This window comes from Streptomyces sp. NPDC107500, assembly GCF_055582785.1.
Window position 1 is genome coordinate 1,252,827 of the sequence record NZ_JBVJPF010000001.1, and the last position, 21,277, is coordinate 1,274,103.

General features: G+C 71.8%; 20 protein-coding genes and 1 tRNA gene. 11 read left to right on the top strand and 10 right to left on the bottom strand.

All coding sequences use genetic code 11. The features are described 5' to 3' along the window. Positions 1–25: 25 nt before the first annotated feature. From dapD to ACZ67M_RS05560, 3 genes are all read left to right on the top strand, one after another. Positions 26–1,015, top strand: coding sequence for a 2,3,4,5-tetrahydropyridine-2,6-dicarboxylate N-succinyltransferase (gene dapD, locus ACZ67M_RS05550; RefSeq protein WP_393726203.1), 990 nt, complete (start codon positions 26–28; stop codon positions 1,013–1,015). 142 nt (positions 1,016–1,157) lie between these two features. Next, positions 1,158–2,216, top strand: a complete 1,059-nt coding sequence (locus ACZ67M_RS05555; protein ID WP_392240117.1) for a GTP pyrophosphokinase — start codon at positions 1,158–1,160, stop codon at positions 2,214–2,216. Positions 2,217–2,353: 137 nt separating this feature from the next. Further along, positions 2,354–2,584 carry a hypothetical protein gene (locus ACZ67M_RS05560; protein ID WP_125493819.1) on the top strand — a complete coding sequence of 77 codons (231 nt, stop codon included), beginning with the start codon at positions 2,354–2,356 and terminating at the stop codon, positions 2,582–2,584. Here the strand turns inward: ACZ67M_RS05560 and dapA are convergent. Next, positions 2,569–3,495, bottom strand: coding sequence for a 4-hydroxy-tetrahydrodipicolinate synthase (gene dapA, locus ACZ67M_RS05565; protein WP_469849635.1), 927 nt, complete (start codon positions 3,493–3,495; stop codon positions 2,569–2,571). The two genes, ACZ67M_RS05560 and dapA, sit on opposite strands and share 16 nt — an antisense overlap. Before the next feature lie 168 nt (positions 3,496–3,663). On the opposite strand from dapA, the gene ACZ67M_RS05570 reads away from it, so the two are divergent. From ACZ67M_RS05570 to ACZ67M_RS05580, 3 genes are all read left to right on the top strand, one after another. Continuing rightward, a complete protein-coding gene (locus tag ACZ67M_RS05570) occupies positions 3,664–4,083 on the top strand; it encodes a phage holin family protein (protein ID WP_234953415.1) in 420 nt (139 codons plus the stop codon). Beyond that, positions 4,080–4,505: a DUF3618 domain-containing protein gene (locus ACZ67M_RS05575; protein WP_376304043.1), complete on the top strand. Its 426-nt coding sequence runs from the start codon at positions 4,080–4,082 to the stop codon at positions 4,503–4,505. The genes ACZ67M_RS05570 and ACZ67M_RS05575 overlap by 4 nt, the downstream gene beginning before the upstream one ends. A gap of 174 nt (positions 4,506–4,679) precedes the next feature. Then, positions 4,680–5,384 (top strand): antibiotic biosynthesis monooxygenase family protein, encoded by a 705-nt coding sequence (locus ACZ67M_RS05580; protein ID WP_361365865.1) that lies wholly within the window; start codon positions 4,680–4,682, stop codon positions 5,382–5,384. A gap of 22 nt (positions 5,385–5,406) precedes the next feature. On the opposite strand, the gene ACZ67M_RS05585 is transcribed toward ACZ67M_RS05580, so the two are convergent. Then, positions 5,407–7,248, bottom strand: a complete 1,842-nt coding sequence (locus ACZ67M_RS05585; protein ID WP_469849637.1) for an endonuclease/exonuclease/phosphatase family protein — start codon at positions 7,246–7,248, stop codon at positions 5,407–5,409. Positions 7,249–7,538: 290 nt separating this feature from the next. Here ACZ67M_RS05585 and ACZ67M_RS05590 point away from each other — a divergent pair, with 290 nt between their 5' ends. The 5 genes from ACZ67M_RS05590 (at position 7,539) to ACZ67M_RS05610 (ending at position 13,297) form a co-directional block, all read left to right on the top strand. Beyond that, on the top strand, positions 7,539–8,966 hold the full coding sequence (locus tag ACZ67M_RS05590; RefSeq protein ID WP_469849638.1) for a hypothetical protein: 1,428 nt from the start codon (positions 7,539–7,541) through the stop codon (positions 8,964–8,966). Between the two features lie 151 nt (positions 8,967–9,117). Then, a complete protein-coding gene (locus ACZ67M_RS05595; RefSeq protein WP_469849639.1) occupies positions 9,118–10,587 on the top strand; it encodes a PhoX family protein in 1,470 nt (489 codons plus the stop codon). Positions 10,588–10,632: 45 nt separating this feature from the next. Then, positions 10,633–10,702 (top strand) — tRNA-Ile (locus ACZ67M_RS05600). 383 nt (positions 10,703–11,085) lie between these two features. Continuing rightward, on the top strand, positions 11,086–12,687 hold the full coding sequence (locus tag ACZ67M_RS05605) for a TROVE domain-containing protein (RefSeq protein WP_469849641.1): 1,602 nt from the start codon (positions 11,086–11,088) through the stop codon (positions 12,685–12,687). A 37-nt stretch (positions 12,688–12,724) separates the two neighbouring features. Beyond that, the gene (locus ACZ67M_RS05610; RefSeq protein WP_392018404.1) at positions 12,725–13,297 is read left to right on the top strand and encodes a TetR/AcrR family transcriptional regulator; all 573 of its coding nucleotides are present in this window, start codon (positions 12,725–12,727) and stop codon (positions 13,295–13,297) included. Between the two features lie 39 nt (positions 13,298–13,336). Here ACZ67M_RS05610 and ACZ67M_RS05615 read toward each other — a convergent pair whose 3' ends face one another. The 8 genes from ACZ67M_RS05615 to ACZ67M_RS05650 form a co-directional block, all read right to left on the bottom strand. Beyond that, complete coding sequence (locus ACZ67M_RS05615; RefSeq protein ID WP_451856121.1) at positions 13,337–14,536, bottom strand: TerD family protein; 1,200 nt, start codon at positions 14,534–14,536, stop codon at positions 13,337–13,339. Positions 14,537–14,600: 64 nt separating this feature from the next. Continuing rightward, positions 14,601–14,822, bottom strand: a complete 222-nt coding sequence (locus tag ACZ67M_RS05620; protein WP_385801314.1) for a hypothetical protein — start codon at positions 14,820–14,822, stop codon at positions 14,601–14,603. Between the two features lie 159 nt (positions 14,823–14,981). Further along, positions 14,982–15,971 carry a zinc-dependent alcohol dehydrogenase family protein gene (locus tag ACZ67M_RS05625; RefSeq protein ID WP_122614833.1) on the bottom strand — a complete coding sequence of 330 codons (990 nt, stop codon included), beginning with the start codon at positions 15,969–15,971 and terminating at the stop codon, positions 14,982–14,984. Continuing rightward, positions 15,968–16,843 (bottom strand): carbohydrate ABC transporter permease, encoded by an 876-nt coding sequence (locus tag ACZ67M_RS05630; protein WP_125495811.1) that lies wholly within the window; start codon positions 16,841–16,843, stop codon positions 15,968–15,970. Before ACZ67M_RS05630 ends, ACZ67M_RS05625 begins: the two co-directional genes overlap by 4 nt. Continuing rightward, positions 16,840–17,784: a carbohydrate ABC transporter permease gene (locus tag ACZ67M_RS05635; protein ID WP_361365885.1), complete on the bottom strand. Its 945-nt coding sequence runs from the start codon at positions 17,782–17,784 to the stop codon at positions 16,840–16,842. Before ACZ67M_RS05635 ends, ACZ67M_RS05630 begins: the two co-directional genes overlap by 4 nt. Beyond that, positions 17,781–19,151 (bottom strand): ABC transporter substrate-binding protein, encoded by a 1,371-nt coding sequence (locus ACZ67M_RS05640; RefSeq protein ID WP_469849645.1) that lies wholly within the window; start codon positions 19,149–19,151, stop codon positions 17,781–17,783. Before ACZ67M_RS05640 ends, ACZ67M_RS05635 begins: the two co-directional genes overlap by 4 nt. 95 nt (positions 19,152–19,246) lie before the next feature. Beyond that, positions 19,247–20,017, bottom strand: a complete 771-nt coding sequence (locus ACZ67M_RS05645) for a DeoR/GlpR family DNA-binding transcription regulator (protein WP_361365890.1) — start codon at positions 20,015–20,017, stop codon at positions 19,247–19,249. Between the two features lie 263 nt (positions 20,018–20,280). Next, positions 20,281–21,090, bottom strand: coding sequence for an NAD-dependent epimerase/dehydratase family protein (locus ACZ67M_RS05650; RefSeq protein WP_361365893.1), 810 nt, complete (start codon positions 21,088–21,090; stop codon positions 20,281–20,283). Positions 21,091–21,277: the final 187 nt, after the last annotated feature.

The following is a 21,277-nucleotide window of genomic DNA, read 5'->3' on the forward strand; positions in this document are numbered from 1 at the left end:
GGCGGCGGCCGGTTAGGTTGCCCTCATGACCGACACGACTGCTCCCCGCACCACCGGCGCCGTGGCCGCCGGGCTTGCCACCATCGCCGCCGACGGCACCGTCCTCGACACCTGGTTCCCGGCCCCCGAACTGTCCGCCGAGCCGGGCCCCTCCGGCACCCAGCGCCTCACGGCCGAACAGGCCGCCGGCCTTCTCGGCGCCGGCGCGACCGCCGCGGTCGGTCCGGACGCCCGCCGCGGTGTCGAGGTGGTCGCGGTCCGTACGGTCATCTCCTCGCTGGACGAGAAGCCGGTCGACACGCACGACGTCTACCTGCGCCTGCACCTGCTCTCCCACCGCCTGGTCAAGCCGCACGGCCAGAGCCTGGACGGCATCTTCGCCCACCTCGCCAACGTCGCCTGGACCTCGCTGGGCCCGGTCGCCGTCGACGACGTCGAGAAGGTCCGCCTCAACGCCCGCGCCGAGGGCCTGCACCTCCAGGTGACCTCGATCGACAAGTTCCCGCGCATGACGGACTACGTCGCCCCCAAGGGCGTGCGCATCGCCGACGCCGACCGCGTCCGCCTCGGCGCGCACCTCTCCGAGGGCACGACCGTGATGCACGAGGGCTTCGTCAACTTCAACGCGGGCACGCTCGGCACCTCGATGGTCGAGGGCCGTATCTCCGCCGGCGTCGTCGTCGGCGACGGCTCCGACATCGGCGGCGGCGCCTCCACCATGGGCACCCTCTCCGGCGGCGGCAACGTCCGCATCGTCATCGGCGAGCGCTGCCTGGTCGGCGCCGAGGCGGGCGTGGGCATCGCGCTCGGCGACGAGTGCGTGGTCGAGGCCGGCCTCTACGTCACCGCCGGCACCCGCGTGACGATGCCCGACGGCCAGGTCGTCAAGGCCCGCGAACTCTCCGGCGCCTCCAACATCCTCTTCCGCCGCAACTCGGTCACGGGCACGGTCGAGGCCCGCCCGAACAACGCGGTGTGGGGCGGCCTGAACGAGATCCTCCACAGCCACAACTGACCCGCCCCGGTCACCGGGCAGCGCCCCCTCGGACGGTCCCCGGGCCGTTCGGGAGGGCGCTCTCGTGGTTCTGGGGGAAGCGTCGTCCGGGGCCGGGGTCCTCTGGGAGGATGTGACGTCCGGTCACATGGGGGAGGGGTGCGTGAAGGAGGAGACGGGGTCCGGGACGGATTGGACCGCCGCCTACTCGGCGGTGCGGAACACCTACGAGCGGTACTGCGACAAGCTCCAGGATCTGCTCGCGCTGGTCCTGGACACGTACGGCATCGAGTACGTGCAGATGGAGGGCAGGGCCAAGGACGTCGCGAGTTTCACGGAGAAGATCCAGCGGAAGGGCGGGAAGTACGACGATCCGCTGGCCGAGGTGACGGATCTGGCGGGGATCCGCATCATCGCGTACTACGTGGAGGACGTCGAAAGGATCGCCAGCATCATCCGGCAGGAGTTCTCCGTGCTGGAGGAGCACAGCGGGGACAAGCAGGCGGAGCTGGCGGACAACGAGTTCGGGTACGCGTCGTTCCATCTGGTTCTGGAGCTGGCCGAGAAGCGGAGTTCACTTCTGGAGTGGCAGGAGTTCGCCGGCCGCAAGGCGGAGATCCAGGTACGGACCGCGCTCCAGCACGCGTGGGCCGCGGTCAACCACAAGCTGGACTACAAGAAGTCCCAGGACAGCCCCAGGGAGTTGCGGCGGCGCCTGTTCCGGCTGAGTGCCCTCTTCGAGCTGGCGGACGAGGAGTTCTCGAAGATCAGGCTCGAGGGGGAACGGATCTCCGCCGACTACGTCCGTGAGGTGCGCAGCGGCACCTACGACCTGGAGGTCAACGTCGACTCCGTGACGGCGTGGATCCGCGAGGATCCCCTGGTGGCGCGGGTGCGGCAGATCGCCCACCGGATCGGCTGGCCGCTGCTCGGCGACTCCGACCCCGTGCCGCCCGTGGACCGCAGGGACCTGGTGCACTTCCTGAACACGCAGGACATGACCCGCATCGGTGACCTCCGGGACGCCCTGGACCAGGGCGAAACCCTGATCGAGCCCGTCCTGCGACGGTTCATCGACGACGAGGAGGAACCGCACCCCACCTCCGTGGAGGACCTGATGACCCAGTTCCTCCTCGTCTACAAGAAGGCCCCCGTGGAGGTCTGGAACGCCTACTACGAGCCCACGGACGCGTTCTCGGCGGCGCGCGACCTGGTGCCGTAGGGGGCGTTCGCACGATCGCGACCCCACGCGCCCCCGCACGTACGGATGACGGCCCGTGACCTCGCGGCGGACTTGGCGGATGAACGGGTGGACGCAGAGTCCGATCAGACGCCGATCCGACGAGACGAGGGCCTGGTATGACGAACGAGCGGGCGAGGACCATGGCGCGTTGGCTGGCCGGGACGGGGGCCGCCGTGCTGGTGTGCTGGGTTCCGGCGGGAGCCGCGCACGCCGACGAGACGACCACCGGTTCGCACAACGGCCCCCGGGTCGGGCTCCTCAACGTCCACGTCGGGCAGATCGACGACCCCGCCGAGGACGTACTGGAGCACACCCTGCTGTTCGGCGACGGCTACGCCTGGAACTGAGCCGCCTCGGACGTCAGTTCCCGGTACGCCGCCAGCAGTGCGTCGGTCGTCTGCCGGTCCGTGGCCCGCAGGGGTGCGCGGACCGGGCCGCACGGCAGGCCCAGCGCGCAGAGCAGCGCCTTCGTGGTGACCGCGCCGGGCAGGCCCGCCGCCATCATCGGCTCGATCAGGGCGAGCGCCCGCCGCTGGAGGCGTGCGGCCCCCGCGGTGTCCCCCGCGTCGAAGGCGTCGAGGAGGGCGCGGAACAGTCCCGGGACGACGTTCGCGACCGTGCTGACGTACCCGGTGGCGCCGATCGCGTACAGGGCGAGGATCTGCTCGTCGCAGCCCGCGTAGTACGCCAGGCCGGTGCGGGACAGGACCTTCTGGGTGCCCAGCAGGTCGTAGGAGCAGTCCTTGACGGCGACGACGCGCGGGTGGCCGGCGAGGCGGACGAGGGTGTCGGGCTCGATGCGGGTGCCGGTGCGGCCGGGGATGTCGTACAGGGCGAGGGGGAGTCCGCAGGCGTCCGCGATCTCCCTGAAGTGCGCTTCCAGGGCGTCCTGCGGCGGGCGGCTGTAGTACGGCGCGACCACCAGCAGTCCGTCCGCGCCGGCCTTCTCCGCCGCCAGGGCCAGCTCGACGGTGTGCCGCGTGTCCGCCGTACCCACCCCGGCGACCAGTGCCGCCCGGTTCCCGACCGCCTCCCGCACCGCCGTCACCAGCGCCGACTTCTCGGCGTCCGTGGTGGTCGGCGACTCGCCCGTGGTGCCGGACAGCACCAGGCCGTCGCAGCCCGCCGCCACCAGCCGGTCGGCGAGCCGCTGGGCGCCGTCGAGGTCCAGCGCCCCGGAGTCGGTGAAGGGCGTGATCATCGCGCACAGGGCACGGCCGAAGGGGGGAGGGGCGGGGCGGTCGTCGTCTGTCGTCATGGGAGTAGTGTCGGCAGCCCCACACTGTAGCTCCACTTAATTTTTCTACGAGGTATGTGTAAGGAGTGCTGTAGGGAGGGGGTGCGGCCCGGCCGGGACCAGGGCAGGGGTAGTGCCCGGCGTCACGGGGTACCCGGGGTGCTTCCAACCGAGAGGAGGAGGTACACCGTGACCGGAACCATGCACACCAGGCCGGTGCACGACGAGCACCATTCCGTGGGCGAACTCGTCGGTCAGGCCACCGAGCAGCTCTCCCGGCTCGTGCGCCAGGAAGTGTCCCTCGCCAAGCTGGAGCTGGCGGAGAAGGGCAAGCGCGCGGGGCGCGGCGGCGGCATGCTCGGTGCCGCGGGCGCCGTCGCGTACGTCGGCCTGTTCGCCCTCGCCGGCACGGCCACCGCCGCGCTCTCGCTGGTTCTGCCCGTGTGGGCCGCGGCGCTCATCGTGACGGCGGCGCTGTTCGTGATCGCCGGCATACTCGCCGCGACCGGTCGCGCCCAGCTCCGTCGAGCCGTACCCCCCAAGCCCGAGGAGGCCCTCGGCAGCGTCAGGGCCGACGTGGACCAGATCAGGGAAAGGGCGCATCGATGACCGACGCGACGAGCGGGGACCGCCCGAGGACCGGTTCCACCGCGCAGCCCACCGGGGCCAAGGGCCCCGACGAACTGCGCAGGCAGATCGAACAGACCCGCAGCCAGCTCGGCGACACCGTGGAGGAACTGGCGGGGAAGGCGGACGTGAAGGGCCGCGCCAAGGCCCGGGCAGCCGACCTGCGGGACAAGGCCGGCGCCATGACCGTGCAACTGCGCAGTTCCGCCTCGCACGCGGGCCACACCGTGCAGGACAAGGCGGGCCGGGCCGGTCACTCCGCCGAGGAGCACGTGCCGGACCGGGCGCGCGGCGCCGTGCGGACGGGGCTGGGGCATCCGCGGGTGCTGCTGGTCGCCGGCGCGGCTGCGTGCGCCCTGGCCACGGCGGGCGTGCTGCGCCACCGCCAGCAGGGGCACCGCTGAACCACTGCGCACGCATGCGCACGCGAGCGACGAGGGACACCGCCCACGGGGTGCCCCTCGTCGCTCGCGTCGTACCGGCCGTAGAGGTGGCGCGGGGCGGCACTTGACCTCAACCAAGGTCGAGGTCACAGGGTGGTGCGTGCACCCGACGACCACCGACCAGTGGAGGCCGGCATGACCCGCCGTACCGACGCACACCCCGTACTCGACCGTCCCGACGTCGAGTCGCCCTTCTTCAGCACCTGGCGGGTGGGCACCCCCGAACGGCAGCGCCTTGCCGTCGACGCCGTCGCCCGCACCTGGGAGCGCCGTCCCTGGCCCGCCGACGGCCTGCTCGGCTACCACGTCTACACGGGTCACGACGGCAGCACACTGCTCCACCACTCGCAGTGGGCGAGCGAGCACGCCTACGAGGCCTTCACGAAGACCCACCGGCAGGAGCGCGTCGACGAGATCGACACCGCCGTGCCGGGCATCGAACGGCTCGGCCTCGGCCGGTACCGGCGCTACCGCAGCGGCACCCGCGAGAACGGGACCGCGCCCGTCCCGGGGTGCGTCGTGATCGTCGACGTCGAGTTCGAGAGCCCCGACCCCGACCGGCAGCGCGCCTGGGTCGACGCCGTCTTCGAGGCGCTGGAGAGCGAGCCGGAGCAGCACCCCGGCGGCATCTCCGCCCACTTCCACCTCAGCACCGACGGCACCCGCGTCCTCAACTACGCGGAGTGGGAGAGCGCCCAGGCCCACATCGACGCCCTCGCCGCACCCGGTGAGGGGATCGGCTCGGCGACGGCCGCGTGGCGGCGGGTCCAGAACTGGCCGGGCCTGAAGAGCAGTACGGTCGCCCGCTACGACCACGCCCTCGGCCTCGTACCCCGCTGAACCCGCCCCACCACGGCTCAGGTCACGGACGGAACCGCAGCACCTGCGGGTCGTGGTCGCTGACCTGGTCGTGGAACTCGGCGTTCACGTGCACGCTGTCGTACGACAGCCGCCCCGCCCACCGGATCGACGGACTGACCAGGATCTGGTCGAGGACCTGGCTGTTGCCCTGGTAGACGTACGAGTAACGCTCGCTCCTGGGCAGCGACTTGACCGCCGACCACAGGGCGCCGCCGTCCTCCAGGATGCGCGCGGTCTGCGAGAACTCGAAGTCGTTGATGTCGCCCAGCGCGACGACGTCGGCGTTCCGCTGCGCGGAGAGGATGTCCTTGACGAAGGTGTTCACGGCCTTCGCCTGGAGGTGGCGCTGGGTCTCCGAGGAGCGCGACGGCGGCTGGTACTGCGCCGTCAGGCCCTGGTCGCCGCCCTTGGAGTTGAAGTGGTTGGCGATGACGAAGACGGTGCGGCCGCGGAAGACGAACTCGCCTGCCAGCGGCTTGCGGCTGTTCTCCCAGGCCGGGTTCGCCGGGTCGACACGACCCGGGGAGTGCGTCAGCTCGGCCTCGCCGCGCACCCTGCGCACGCCCGTCGCGGTGGTCGCGTCGCCGCCCGCGCGGTCCGTGAACGAGACCCGCTCGGGGTTGAACAGGAAGGCCTGGCGGATGTTGCCGCCGGGCTCGCCGCCGTCCGCCTTGTCGACGGGGTCGATGCCCCGCCACTCGTAGCGCGGGCCGCCGGCCGCGGCGATCGCGTCGATCAGCCTGCCGACCGTCGCGTCGGCGGCCACCGTGCCGTCGTCCGTGGCGCCGTTGTTGTCCTGGATCTCCTCCAGGGACACGATGTCGGGCGACTTCAGGTTGTGCACGATCGCGTCGGCGTGCGCGGCGAAGGTGTCGTCCGAGGGGTCGAGGTTCTCGACGTTGTACGTCGCCACCGCCAGTTCCCGGCCGCTCTGCGGGCGGGTCGACTCACGCTCGGTCCCCCCGCTCCGAAGGGCGCCGATCTCGCTCGCCACCAGCGTGTAGCCGCCGAACTGGTTGTAGTCGAGCGGCCCGGCGGTGGTGCCGGCGAGGGTGTCGCCCACGTTGGCGTCGGGGAAGTCGGCCGGCTTGCCGAGCGACTGGATCTGGAGCCGGCCGGTGTTCTGGGCGTCGTAGGAGCCGTAGACGGCGCCGCCGCGGCGGTTCCGGTTCTCCCAGGGCTTCACCGTGACCCACAGCTCGGTGTACGGGTCGGAGGCGCCGGCCACCCGGGCGTCGGTGACCCGGACGGTCATGCCCTCCAGCGACTCGTAGCGGTCCAGGGCGTACCGGTCGGGGCGCAGCCGCAGGCCGTTGACGGACCCGTTCGCCGCCGGGTCGCCGTCGGGGGCGTACGCGCCCGGCACGGAGCGGGCGGAGAGGGTCGTCGCCGCCGGGAGCGCGTTGCCGCCGGAGACGACGGTGACCGTGGGGCGGGTGATCTCCGTCAGCGACTGGTTGCCCGAGGACGTGCCGCCCGGGACGTACTCCGAGACCGTGCCCGAGACGGTGACCGCGTCACCGACGGCGACCGCCGGGGCCGCGTTCGTGAAGACGAAGACGCCCTCGCTGGTGGCCGGGTCGGCGTCGGGCCGCGGATCCTGGATCCAGAACCCCTTGGAGGAGCCGTAGCCGCGGACACCGGTGACGATTCCGGCCACGTCCGCGACCTGCTTGCCCGCGTACGGCGACAGACGGGTGGTGCCCTGGATGTCGTGGACCCGCACCGGGCCCTCGGATGCGGAGCCGGCCCGCGCGGGCGAGGTGAGGACGAGGGTGGACGCCGCCGAGCACACTGCTGCGACGGTGAGCGCGGCGAGGCGCTTGGAGGACTTGCTGGCCAACGGGATCCCTCCGGGGACGTGACGTGGCGCCGGGACGAGGGTGGACGGCGGAGGGCCACAGGGCGCACGGACCCGCGTCACACACGTGTCCCCCCGCTCACCCCCCGCTTTCTACGCGCGTCAATCTCGTGCCTGGCCACGCGAGTTGTCAAGGTTTCGGCCATGTACGCCGTCCGACGGGGAGATGAACCGGGCGGCATGGGTTCAAACCCGTCTAGGCTGGGCCGTCGAGCCGTACGGCATCCGGATTCGGCCGTACGGCGGTCAAGGCGCGCGAGGAGAAACAGCCGATGTCAGACAGCTCCACCCTGCCGCCCGCACGGCTGCGCACCGAAGCGGAGCTGGCCCGCGAGGCACTGTCCACGCCGGTCCTCGCCCGGGCCGCGCGGCTGGCCCGCTGGGCCGGGGCGGACACCCGCGTCGACGCCGGGGGCGGACTCGCCGAGGAACAGCTCCCGGCCGCCGCCGAGCAGCTCGGACTGACCGGCGACGACGCGGCGGCGTACGCGAGCGAGGCATGGCGGATCGCCGTCGACACCGGCCTCGTCGAGATCACCGACGAGGAGGCGGGCACCGTCGCCGCGGGCGAGGACCTCGCCCTGCTGACCGGCGGCTCGCCGCAGGACGTGCTCGGGCTGTGGGTCACCGCCCTGGAGGCCGTCCTCGCCGACGCGAGCGTCCCCGACCTCGACGACCTGGTCGACGCCATGGCCGAGGGCGGCGAGGTCGACCTGTCCTCCCTCGACTGGGACCCGGAGGCCGAGGCAGAGTTCCTCGACGGCGTGCTCGGCAACCTCTACCTGCTCACCGTCGGCGAGGACGGCCCCGGCGAGGCCCCGGTGCCGCTGCCCGCGCTGGCCGCCTCCGTGATCGTGCCCAGCGACATGGGCGAGCCCAGCAACGAGGTGCTGGAGCAGGTGTCGGACGCGATGATGCGCCTGGACGACCAGTTCAGGCTGCTGGAACCGGTCGGGCTCGTCGAGTACCAGCCGGTCGACGAGGCCCTGATGGCCGACGCCGACGAGGAACCCGCGGCACCCGTCGACGAGACCGACGTCGCCCGCTACGGCATGGTGCGGCTCACCCCGCTCGGACTGTACGGACTGCGCGCCCGGCTCCTGGAGGCCGGCTTCGACGCACCGGCCGTCGGTGACCTGGCCGACAAGGGCGCCGACGCGCTCCTCGACGGCACCGCGCCCTTCCCGCCCGCCGCCGCGCACGCCGAGACCGAGCTGTGGCTGGCCGGGCGGAGCCCGCTCGACGCCGCCCGCGAGCTGCTCGCGGCGGCCCGCGGTTCCGACCCCGGCGCACCCCTGCGCCGGCTCCGCTGCCAGCAGGCCCTCTCGCTGGTCGGCAAGGAGGCCGAACCCGCGCTGCGCGAGGTCCTCGGCGACGCCGAACTGGGCGGCCTCGCCCGGGTGTGGCTCACCGAGCACGGTGCGCGGGACGTGCCGGCGCCGCCGCAGGAGATGGTCTTCTGGCTGACCATCGACACCCTCGCCGCGCAGCTCGCGGCCGAGGGCAACTCCGAGGAACTGCGGGCCCTGGTGGAGGGCCTGGCCCGGCAGCACAGCGGGTTCTTCGACACGGCCTGGCGGGTCGAGCACCCCGCCACACCGGACGTCCTGGAGGCGATGGGGCGGCTGCACCCCGACAAGAAGATCGCCAAGGAGGCCCGGAAGGCGGCGTTCAAGGCACGGTCGCAGCAGGGCGGCTGAGCGGCACGGCCCGGGCGTGCGGGGAGAGGTCTCCGCCAGTTCAACTCCCGTTCAGTGACGGGCGGGATCCCTGTTCAGCCACGGACGGAACCGTGACGCCGGACCGAGGTCCGCCACCCTCCACGGCACGCCCACCGTCACAGGAGACACCATGTCGCTCACCCGCAGGGACTTCGCCAGTCGATCCGCGCTCACCGGCGCCGGAGTGGCACTGGCGGGCAGCGTCGGCGCCCTCGCGACCGCCCCGAACGCCCTCGCGTCCACGGAGGCCGAGAGCGCGGCGGACGAGCACGGCAGCGGGCACGACCACGACCACCACCACGGTGGCGTCGGCTACGGGCCGCTGATCCCCGACCCCGACGGCATCCTCGCGCTGCCCGCCGGCTTCCGCTACGAGATCATCACCTACTCCGGGCGGACCCGGCTGGAGTCGGGCGAGTACACCCCCTCCAACCACGACGGCACCGCCGCCTTCCACGGCCCGCGCGGCACCACCCTCCTCGTCAACAACCACGAACTCGGCGGCCACCGCGACGACTGGCCGCACCCCGTCCCGCTCACCGAGGGCCTCGTCTACGACCCGGCCGCCGCCGGCGGCTGCACCGTCGTCGAGGTCCGGCGCGGCGGCCACGTCGCCGAATGGGTCGGCATCGCGGGCACCGCCACCAACTGCGCCGGCGGCAGCACCCCGTGGGGCACCTGGCTGACCTGCGAGGAGACCGAGGACCGGGCAGGCGAGGAGGGGATGACCAAGGACCACGGCTACGTCTTCGAGGTCGACCCCGAGGACCGGCGCGCCAACCGCGACCCCAAGCCGGTCAAGGCGCTCGGCCGCTACGCCCACGAGGCCGTCGTCATCGACCCCAAGCGCGGGCACGCCTACCTCACCGAGGACGCCTCGGGACCCAACGGACTGCTCTACCGCTGGACCCCGCCGGAGCACTTCCGGCACGGCCGGGGGCGGCTGCGCGGCCTCGCCGACGACGCCGGGGTCCTCCAGGCCTTCAAGTGCTTCGACTCCGGCGGCAAGTTCGTCGACGACCTCTCCCGGGCGACCAGGACCGGCACGGTCTACGGCGTCGACTGGGTCGACGTCCCCGACCGCGACGCGCGGACCACTTCGGTGCGCAAGCAGTTCGCCGCCGGGGAGGTCACCCGCGCCCGCAAGCTGGAGGGCATGTGGTGGGCGGACGGCGGCACGTACATCGTCTCCTCCTACGCCCGTGACGAGAGCCCGGGCCGCCCGCACGACGGGCAGGTCTGGTTCTACGACGCCAAGCGCCGCACCCTGACGCTGAAGGTCCTCCTCGGCGTCAACGCCGACCCGTCCGCCGACGGCGCCTTCGACGGCCCCGACAACATCACCGTCTCCCCGTACGGCGGCCTGGTCATCGCCGAGGACGGCGAGGGCGTCCAGCACCTCTTCGGCGCGACCGACAGCGGGCGCACCTACCCCATCGCCCGCAACGAACTGAACGTCGGCGACGAGGACGACCCTTCGTACAGCGAGTTCACCGGCGTCACCTTCTCTCCCGACGGCCGCACCCTGTACGCCAACATCCAGACGCCCGGCATCATGCTGGCGATCACGGGGCCGTGGAAGCGCCAGAAGCGCCGGTAACTAATTCGCTCGCCCGAACGGCGGCCGCCCTTTTAGAGTGATGAACGTCCAGGTGCGAAGGCAGGACCTACTTCCACTGATAATGGGGCGGTCGCGGGTTCGAGTCCCGTCACCGGCACAACGCGCCGGTGTAGCTCAGGGGTTGGAGCACCTTGTCGGTTCCGCCGACCTGAACTCTGGACACCCACAACTTCATGCACCTCCCGGTGCGCGGGCCGCGGCTACTTCTTCTCTCAAAAGAATCCCATGCCGCTGCCCACTTGATCTCGGGAGGCCCAGCAGTCGAAGGGTGCCTGGTGCGCAGGCAGCGGATACTTCCTTTGATCGGACGGTTGCGGGTTCGAATCCCGTCATCGACTTCGGGTCGGTGTAGCTCAATTCGGCAGAGCATCCGCACAGTCCCGTCGCCGATTCTGGCCTCGGGCACCCTTCTGCTGCCGTGTCTCCCTCCGGAAATGTTCGGGATTTCGAGCTTTCGAGAATTCGGGGGAATTCACCATGGCGCGTTTCAACACCAGGACCGCGAAGGCGCAGCCCACCTCGCGCGTGACCTCGACGGGCCGCGTGCTGCGCACCTGCGAGGGCGGCCGGGGCACCGAGCGCGACGCGCGCTCCGAGCTGTACCTGCTCGCGGTCGCCAACTTCGTCTCCCAGCAGACCTTCTACGAGTCCGGCGCCGCCCGCGACGAGCGCTTCGTCACGCTGGTGCGCGAACTCGCGGTCGCCGACCCGTCCTGGACGGCCGGCCTGCTCGGCTGGCTGCGCGGCGAGGGCAACCTGCGCACCGCCTCGATCGTCGGCGCCGCCGAGTACGTCAAGGCGCGGCTCGACCACGGTGTCACCGAAGGACCGGCGAACCGGCAGGTCGTCGCCTCCGTGCTGCGGCGTCCAGACGAGCCCGGTGAACTGCTCGCCTACTGGACCGCGACCTACGGCCGCGCCGTGCCGAAGCCGGTCAAGCGGGGGATCGCCGACGCCGTACGGCGGCTCTACCACGGCAAGTCGCTGCTGAAGTACGACACCGCGTCCAAGGGCTACCGCTTCGGCGACATCCTCAACCTGGTGCACGCGGCGCCCGACCCCGACAAGCCGTGGCAGGGCGAGCTGTTCCAGTACGCCCTCGACCGCCGGCACAACCCGGACACCGCGGTGCCGCCCGCCTCGAACCGCGTCCTGACCGCGCACCGCGAGCTGATGGCGCTGCCCGCCCCCGAGCGGCGAGCGGTGGTCACGGCACCCGACGGTGCCGAGCGGCTCGCGGCGGCGGGCATCACGTGGGAGATGCTGGCCGGCTGGCTCCAGGGGCCGATGGACAAGGCCGCCTGGGAAGCGGTGATCCCGTCCATGGGAGCGATGGCGCTCGTCCGCAACCTGCGGAACTTCGACGAGGCCGGTGTCTCGGACGAGGTCGCTGCCCGGGTCGCGGCGCGGATCGGCGACCCGGCCGAGGTGGCACGCTCGCGGCAGTTCCCCTTCCGCTACCTCGCCGCCTACCGGCACGCGCCGTCGCTGCGCTGGTCGTACCCGCTGGAGCGGGCGCTCGGCCACTCGCTGGCCAACGTGCCCGCGCTGGGCGGCCGGACGCTGGTCCTCGTGGACCGGTCGGGCTCGATGTTCTACTCGCGGATGTCGGACCGCTCCGAGCTGACCCGGGCCGACGCGGCCGCCGTCTTCGGCGCGGCGCTGGCGCTGCGGGCGGCCGACGCGGACCTGGTCGAGTTCGGTTCGTCGAGCAACCGCGTGACCTACCGCAAGGGCGAGTCGGTGCTGAAGGTCCTGGAGCGCTTCGGCGACCTCGGCGGCACCGACACCACCGAGGCGGTGCGGCGCCACTACAAGAAGCACGACCGGGTGCTGATCGTCACCGACGAGCAGTACACGTACAGCAGGCACGGCGACCCGACCGAGCAGGTCCCGGCGCACGTGCCCGTCTACACCTGGAACCTGGCCGGGTACCGGGCGGGCCACGGTCCGTCGGGCCGGGCGAACCGGCACACCTTCGGCGGGCTCTCCGACGCCGGGTTCCGGATGGTTCCGCTGCTCGAGGCGGGCCGGGACGCCGACTGGCCCTGGGACGCCCGGGACGAGCACGCGCGGTAGGGTGCCCGGAAGGTTGCCCGCTGTGCAGGGAGGGGCTGTGGCGCAGGTCAGGCCCATGCGGGCGGATGCCCGGCGTAATCGTGAGCGGTTGCTGGCGGTGGCGGCGGAGGCGTTCGCCGAGCACGGGGAGGGTGCCTCCCTGGACGACATCGCCCGGCGTGCCGGGGTCGGCGTCGGCACCCTCTACCGGCACTTCCCGACGCGGCAGGCGCTGCTGGAGGCCGCCTACCTGGAGCGCCTGGAGGCGATCGCGGCGCGCGCCGACGTGATCGCGGCCGCCGGGCCGCCCGGGGCGGCGCTCATGGCGTGGCTCGACGAGCTGGCCGTCGGGATGCTCCAGGTGCGCGGCCTCAAGGCGCTGCTCGGTACGGCCGTCACCGGCGGGGGACCCGCGTGCGGCGACTGTGTGCGCGGCGCGGCGACCCGGCTGGTGCGGGCCGCGCAGGAAGCCGGTGCGCTGCGGGCCGACGTGGAGCCGGTCGAGGTGCTGCGGCTGCTGCACGGCGTGGTGACGGCGGCCGAGGCGGCCGACGAGGTGGACGGGACGGCCGTACGGCGGTACCTGCTTTTGCTCATGGAGGGACTGGGGCAGGGACTGGGGCAGGTCTAGGGGCGCCGCGGCCGGGCGCCCCCAGGTGGCCCCGGTCGCCTACAGCGCCTGCGCGGCCGGCTTCACCATGCCCCGGACCGTGCGGGACTTGACGAAGTCACCCATGGCGGTCATCTCCCACTCGCCGGAGTACTGGCGGATCAGCTTCGCCATCATCACGCCGGTCTGCGGTTCGGCGCTGGTGAGGTCGAAGCGGACCAGCTCCTCGCCGCTCGCGGCGTCGATGAGGCGGCAGTAGGCCTTGGCGACCTCCGTGAACTTCTGGCCGGAGAAGGAGTTCACCGTGAAGACCAGGCCGCTGACCTCCTGCGGGAGCCGGCCGAGGTCGACGACGATCACCTCGTCGTCGCCGCCGCCCTCGCCGGTCAGGTTGTCGCCGGAGTGCTTGATCGCGCCGTTCACGATCGAGAGCTTGCCGAAGTAGCAGCTGTCGATGTGGTTGCGCTGCGGGCCGTAGGCGATGACCGACGCGTCCAGGTCGATGTCCTTGCCGCGGTACGCAGGCTCCCAGCCGAGACCCATCTTGACCTGCGAAAGCACCGGCCGGCCGCCCTTGACGAGGGACACCGTCTGGTTCTTCTGGAGGCTGACCCGGCCCTTGTCCAGGTTGATCTTCCCGGCGCCCGGGGCGGGGGCGGGCGGTGCCGGCGGCGCCGCCGGCGGAGCGGCGGGCATCGTGGGCGCGGCGGCCGGCGGGGGCGGCGGGGTGACCGCCCGGGGCTGGGCCGGGGGAGCGGCCGGGGCGGGCTCCTCCACTGTGACACCGAAGTCGGTGGCGATGCCGGCCAGGCCGTTGGCGTACCCCTGGCCGACCGCGCGGGCCTTCCAGGCGCCGTTGCGCAGGTAGACCTCCACGATGACCAGCGCGGTCTCGGCGCCGAGCTGCGGGGGCGTGAAGGTGGCGAGGACGGACTGGTCGTCGGCGTTGCGGATGGTGGCGGTCGGTTCGATGCCCTGGAAGGTCTGGCCCGCGGCGTCCGGGCTCGCGGTGACGACGATCTTCTCGATGCCCGGCGGGACGGCGGCGGTGTCGACCACGATCGCGTCCGGGGCGGTGCCGCCGCCGGAGCGGTAGGTCACGCCCTGGCCGGTGGGCTGGTTGTAGAAGATGAAGTCGTCGTCGGAGCGCACCTTGCCGTCGGCGGTGAGCAGCAGGCCCGAGACGTCGAGCCGCACGGGAGCGGCGACGTCCACCGTCACGCGGGCGGCGGAGAGGGGGATGTTCGAGCCGGGGGTCATAGCTGTCATGCCGGGTGAACGAGCGAGCGCGTTTTACCGTTCCCTTACCCGGCGGCCAATCGGGTCAGCGGCGGTTGCGGGGGTGGTCGCGGGCCGTGCGTTCGTTGCCGCGCTTGTAGTTTCCCGTCCAGCGGGCCATGACCAGCTGCGGATCGCCCGCGGTGACCTCTTGGAGGAAGCGGGCGGCTCGGGAGCCGTTGAGGGTGGTGGCGGGGTGGTTGTGGTGGGTGATGTGGACGGTGCCGTTCGCAGTGGCGGTGTAGGCGAAGCCGTGGGGTCCGGGCATGCGAGGGATCGTACGGTGGCACGGGGCGGCCGGCCCAGGGGATTTCGCCCCCGCCGCCCCTTCCCTTCCCGTCCCTGGGGGGCTGCGCCCCCAGACCCCCCCTTTTCGGCCTTCGGCCTCGTCCTCAAACGCCGGACGGGCTGAAAGACGAAGGGCTGCCTAGGGCACGACCACGATCTTGCGGCCCACTCCTGCCGCGAACTGCTCCAGGGCCTGGGGGTAGCGGGCCAGTTCGATGCGGTCGCTGATGAAGACGTCCGGGTCGAGGACGCCGTTCGCGAACAGCTCCGCCGCGCGCTCGTAGCTGTGCAGGACGGCCATCGAGCCGGTGATGGTGATCTCCTGGTTGTAGACGCGGTACGGGTCGATCTGCACGCGGGTCGCGTAGTCGGCGACGCCGAACTGGAGGAAGGTGCCCGCCTTGGCGACGCGGTCCAGGCCGTCCTGGATCGCCGCCGCGTTGCCCGTGGCATCGATGACGAGGTCCCAGCCCTGGGGGCGGTCCAGCTCGTCGGGCGTCGCGGCCGACCCCGTGACGCCGAGGCCGCGGGCCGTCTCCAGGCGCGCCGGGTTGAGGTCGACCATGTCGACGCTGGCCGCGCCGGTCCGCTTGGCCAGCTCCAGCATCATCAGGCCCATCGTGCCGGAGCCGTAGATGAGGACGTGGGCGCCCAGGCGGGACTGGAGGACGTCGTAGCCGCGGACCGCGCAGGACAGCGGTTCGATCAGGGCCGCGTCCTGGGTGCGGACGTGCTCGGGGAGCTTCACGCAGTTCGCCACGGGGGCCACCGCGTACTGCGCCGCGCCGCCCGCCGTCGTGACGCCGATGGCGGCCCAGCGCTCGCAGAGGTTGTTGTGGCCGTTGCGGCAGTAGCGGCACTCGAAGCAGTACAGGGAGGGGTCGACCGCCACCTGGTCGCCGACGGACACCTCGGTGACCTGGGCGCCGACGCCGACCACCTCGCCGGCGAACTCGTGGCCGGGCACGATGGGGAGCTTGGGCGCGAACTCGCCCTGGAGGATGTGCAGGTCGGTGCCGCACAGGCCGCAGGCGGCGACCTCGACGACGACGTCCCGGGGACCTGGCGTCGGGTCCGGGACCTCGGTGACGACGGCGCGGCCCACGGACTCGATGACGGCGGCCTTCATTTCACGGCTCCCAACGACAGGCCCTGGACCAGTTTGTCCTGGGCGGCGAACCCCGCGGCGAGCACCGGCAGGGAGATGACGAGCGACGCGGCGCACACCTTGGCCAGGAAGAGGCCCTGGCTGGTGATGAAGCCGGTCAGGAAGACGGGGGCGGTCTCGGCGACCACGCCCGTCAGCACCCGGGCGAAGAGCAGTTCGTTCCAGCTGAAGATGAAGCAGATGAGGGAGGTGGCGGCGATGCCCGGCAGGGCGATCGGGGCGACCACGCGGACCAGGATCGTGGGCAGCTTCGCGCCGTCCACCCGGGCCGCCTCGATGATCGCGACCGGGACCTCGGCGAGGAAGGACTGCATCATCCACACCGCGATCGGCAGGTTCATCGACGTGTAGAGGATGACCAGCAGCCAGATGTTGTCCAGCATGTCGGTGTTCTTGGCGAACAGGTAGATCGGCAGCAGGCCCGCCACCACTGGCAGCATCTTGGTGGACAGGAAGAAGAACAGGACGTCCGTCCACTTCTTCACCGGCCGGATGGACAGGGCGTACGCGGCGGGCAGGGCCAGCACCAGGACGAAGAGGGTCGAGGCGACCGACGCCACCGCAGAGTTGATCAGCGCGGGCCAGGGGCTGGCACCGCCGCCCGCGCCGAAGAACTCGCGGTAGCCGTCCAGCGTGAGCGACGCGGCGAAGGACGGCGGGTTGGTGGCGGCGTCCGCCTCCGAGTGGAAGGAGGTCAGCGCCATCCACGCGATGGGCAGGAAGAAGACGATGCCGGCCAGCCAGGCCACCAGGCCCAGTCCGGCGCCGGCCTTGCGGCGGGTCCGGGCCGGCTTGGCGGTGGTGGTGGCGGGTCGTACGGCGGTGGCACTCATGCGCGGCCGGCCTCCTCGCGGAACAGGGACGACACCACGCGCAGCGCGAAGGTGGCGATGATGATCGAGCCGATGACGACCAGGACGCCCGCGGCCGAGGCGAGGCCGTTCTCGTGGGCCTGGTAGAAGCTCTGGTAGACGGTGTAGGGCAGGTTGGCCGTGCCCAGGCCGCCGGAGGTGATGGTGAAGACGGCGTCGAAGTTCTGGACGATGTAGATCGAGCCGAGCAGGGCGCCCAGTTCCAGGTAGCGGCGCAGGTGGGGGAGGGTGAGGTGGACGAAGATCTGCCAGTCGCCCGCGCCGTCCACCCGGGCGGCCTCGATCTGCTGCTGGTCGCGGCTTTGCAGGCCGGCCAGCAGGATGAGCATCATGAAGGGCGTCCACTGCCAGATCAGTGACAACTCGACGGCGAGCAGCGGGGTGTTGGAGATCCAGTCCGGCTGCGGGCCGCCCACGTAGTGCAGCAGCCCGTTGAGCAGGCCGTACTCGGGGTTGTAGAGGACGTGCTTCCAGAGCAGGGCGGCGGCCACCGGGACCACCAGGAACGGCGCGATCAGCAGGGTGCGGACCACGCCCCGGCCCTTGAACCGCCGGTCGAGGAGCAGGGCGAGGGCCAGGCCGAGGACGAGGCTGGCCAGGACCACCGCCACCGTCAGCAGGATCGTCGTCCACACCGACTGGCGCAGGTCCGCGTCGCCGAGGACGTCGCCGTAGTTGGCGAAGCCGGTGAAGTGCCGGGCGTCCGGATAGAGGGAGTTCCAGTCGAAGAAGGAGATCACCAGGGTCGCCACGAAGGGCAGCTGGGTGACCGCGATCATGAAGATCAGGGCGGGGAGGAGAGGGGCGCGGGTGGCCCAGGCGCGCAGCCGGGAGGACGGCGGGCGGACGGTGGGGCGGGTCTGGTCGGGGGCGGCCGAGGGGGCCGTGGTCGTGGCGGTCATCGTCCCTCGTACTCCTCGGAGATCTTCTCGGCGAGCTGCTGGGACTTCTTCAGGGCCTCGTCGACGGACTGGCGTCCGGCGACGGCCGCGCTGATCTCCTGGGAGACCTTGGTGCCGAGGTCGGTGAACTCGGGGATGCCGACGAACTGGATGCCGGGCGCGGGCCGCGGCTGGACGCCGGGATCGCCCGGCTTCGCGCCCTCGATGGCCTCCTTGGTCATCTCCTGGAAGGCGGCGGCCTCCTTGGCGTAGGCCGGGTTCTCGTACGTCGAGGCGCGCTTGCCGGCCGGGACGTTGGACCAGCCGATCTCCTTGCCGACCAGCTGCTCGTACTCCTTGCTGGACGCCCAGGAGACGAACCTCCAGGCCTTGTCGGCGTTGCGGGAGGCCTTCTGGATGCCCCAGGCCCAGGTGTAGAGCCAGCCGGAGGAGTCCGTCTTCTCGACCGGGGCCGGCGCGTAGCCGACCTTGCCCTTGACCGGCGACTTCGCGGCGTCCAGGGACCCGGCCGCCGAGGTGGCGTCGTACCACATGGCGACCTTGCCCTGCGTCATGTTGTTGAGGCACTCGGCGAATCCGGACTGGGCGGCGCCGGACTGGCCGTGTTCGCGGACCAGGCCGACGTAGAACTTCGTCGCCTTCTCCCACTCGGGCGAGTCGAGGCGGGCCTGCCAGTCCTTGTCGAACCAGGTGCCGCCGAAGGTGTTCACGACCGTCGTCAGGGGTGCCATCAGCTCGCCCCAGCCGGGCAGCCCGCGCAGGCAGATCCCCTTCATGCCGGGTTCGGCCCCGTCCAGCTGGGCCGCGAGGTCGGCGACCTGGGTCCAGGTGGGGTGCTCGGGCATCTCCAGGCCCTCCTTGGCGAAGACGTCCTTGCGGTACATCAGGAAGGACGACTCGCCGTAGAAGGGCTGGCCGTAGAGCTTGCCGTCGTCGCCGGTGAGGGACTCGCGCATCGGGCCGAGGACGTCCTTCTCGTCGTACGCCGGGTCCTCGGCGACGTAGGGGTCCATCGGCTGGAGCCACTCGTTGCGGGCGTAGATCGGTATCTCGTAGTTGGAGAGGGTGGCGGCGTCGTACTGGCCGGCCTGGTTGGCGAAGTCCTGGCTGATCTTGTCGCGGACGTCGTTCTCCGGCAGCACGGTGAAGTTCACCTTGATGCCGGTCTCCTTGGTGAAGTGGTCGGCGGTGAGTTTCTGCAACTCGACCATCTGCGGGTTGTTGACCATCAGGACGTTGATGGCGTTGCCGCCGGATCCGGCGCCGCCCGCCCCGACCCAGCAGCCGGTGAGCAGCGGGGCGAGCAGCGTCCCTGCGGCGGCCATGGCGAGCGTGGCTCGCGGCCTCCGTCGGCTCTGGGTTCGCATGGATCGCTCCTGAACATATGGGGAGGTATGGGGCATGGAAAGGTGTGGGTGTGCCATGGGCGTGAGGGTGTGCGGTGCGGGGAGCGGGTCGGGTTTCAGACGCGGATGACCTGCGGTCCGAGCAGGGAGTAGCGGTGTGCCTCGGCGGTGGGCAGCAGCGTGCTGGTGACGATCGCCTCCAGGGCGCCGACCTCCGCGAACCGGCAGAAGCTCACCGCCCCGAACTTGGTGTGCGCGCCGGCGAACACGGTGCGGCGGGCGGCCCGGATGGCCTGCGCCTTGACCTCGCTGACCGCGGGGTCGGGGGTGGTGAGGCCGTGCTCGCGGGAGATGCCGTTGGCGCCGATGTACGCCAGGTCGACGACGAAGCCGGCCAGCATCTTCGTCGTCCAGTGGTCGACGGTGGCCAGGGTGCCCGGACGGACCCGGCCGCCGAGCAGCAGGACGGAGGTGTCGTCGGCCTCGGCGAGGGCGCCGGCGACCGGCAGGGACGCGGTGACCACGGTCAGCGGCCGGTCCCGGGGCAGGGCCTCGGCGATCAGCTGGGGGGTGAAGCCCTCGTCCACGAAGACGGTCTCCGCGTCGCCCAGCAGTTCGGCGGCGGCGGAGGCGATCCGGCGCTTCTCGGGCACGTGGCTGGTGGCGCGGAAGGCGAGCGTGGTCTCGAACCCGGCGCTCTCCACCGGATAGGCGCCGCCGTGGGTGCGGCGGACCAGGCCGTGGTCCTCCAGCGCGCGCAGGTCCCGGCGTACGGTCTCCTTGGCGACGCCCAGCTCGGTGGCGAGCGCGGTGACGTCGACCGAACCGGTGGCGCGGGCGACCCGCACGATCTCGCGCTGGCGTTCTTCCGCCGTCCTCGTGCCCATGCCGAACACCTGCCTCACCGCCCCGTCGCCGTGTCGTTGCCCGTTCGGGCCCGTGGGGGAAGTTCTACAGCGGTCGAGCGGCACTGACCAGGTCTGTTGCGGACCCGATACTGCCCGTGTGGGCCCGTTTGTGGCACCGGCTGCCCGTCTCGGACCTGGGGCTGAGCGCGGGACGGGGTGAGAACGGGCAGGGCGGATGCCCGCATACGGAAGCGGACGGGCCCGTTCGGTGCCCGTCCGCTTCTCGTGGGGTCGTGTTCCGGTCAGTACGGCCAGATCGGGGGGTCGGTCACGAAGTGGCCGCCCAGGTACGCGTGTGCCGGGTTGTCCGGGTCGAGCGCGCCCTGTTCCGCGACGAGTTTGGCGGCGTACGGCTCGGAGTCGTCCTGCGGCTCGTAGCCGAGCGCCCGCGCGGAGGTGAGGTCCCACCACAGGCGGGTGTTGGCCGAGGAGCCGTGGACGACGGTGTGCCCGACGTTCTCGGCGGTGAGGGCGGCGTGGAAGAGGCGGGCGCCGTCCGCGGGGCTCATCCACACCGAGAGCATGCGCACGCTGGTCGGCTCGGGGAAGCAGGAGCCGATGCGGACGGAGACGGTCTCGATGCCGTGCTTGTCCCAGTAGAGCTGGGCCAGGTCCTCGCCGAAGCACTTGGACAGGCCGTAGAAGGTGTCCGGGCGGCGCGGCGTGCCGACCGGGATGAGGGGGTCGTCGCCGCGGGGGCGCGGGGTGTAGCCGACGGCGTGGTTGGAGGAGGCGAAGACGACGCGGCGGACACCCTCCTCGCGGGCGGCCTCGTACAGGTTGTACGTGCCCTCGATGTTCGCCTTGAGGATCTTCTCGAAGGGGGCTTCCAGAGAGATGCCCGCGAGGTGGATGATCGCGTCGACGCCGCGGACCGCCTCACGCAGCGCGTCCCGGTCGGCGAGGTCGGCGACGATCGCGTCCGGCTCGCCCTCGACGGGGCGCAGGTCGAGCGGGCGCAGTGCGTAGCCGTGGGCGGGCAGCAGGTCCCGCATCAGGGTGCCGAGGCCGCCGGCGGCGCCGGTGAGCAGGACGGTGCGGGGAGCGGGCATCCTCGGGACTCCTAGGTCTGCTGCGGCGGCAGTCGTGCGGGTGCGTGCCTGGCGTTCATATGCGTGGACACGCTAAGGAATGGGTGGTGGGCCGTCAAGAGGGCGCCCTGCTTGACGGTGCACACGGGGCGGCTTAGCGTGGTCGCGTTCAGAAATATAGACGCGAATCATGAGTATGAGAATGGGG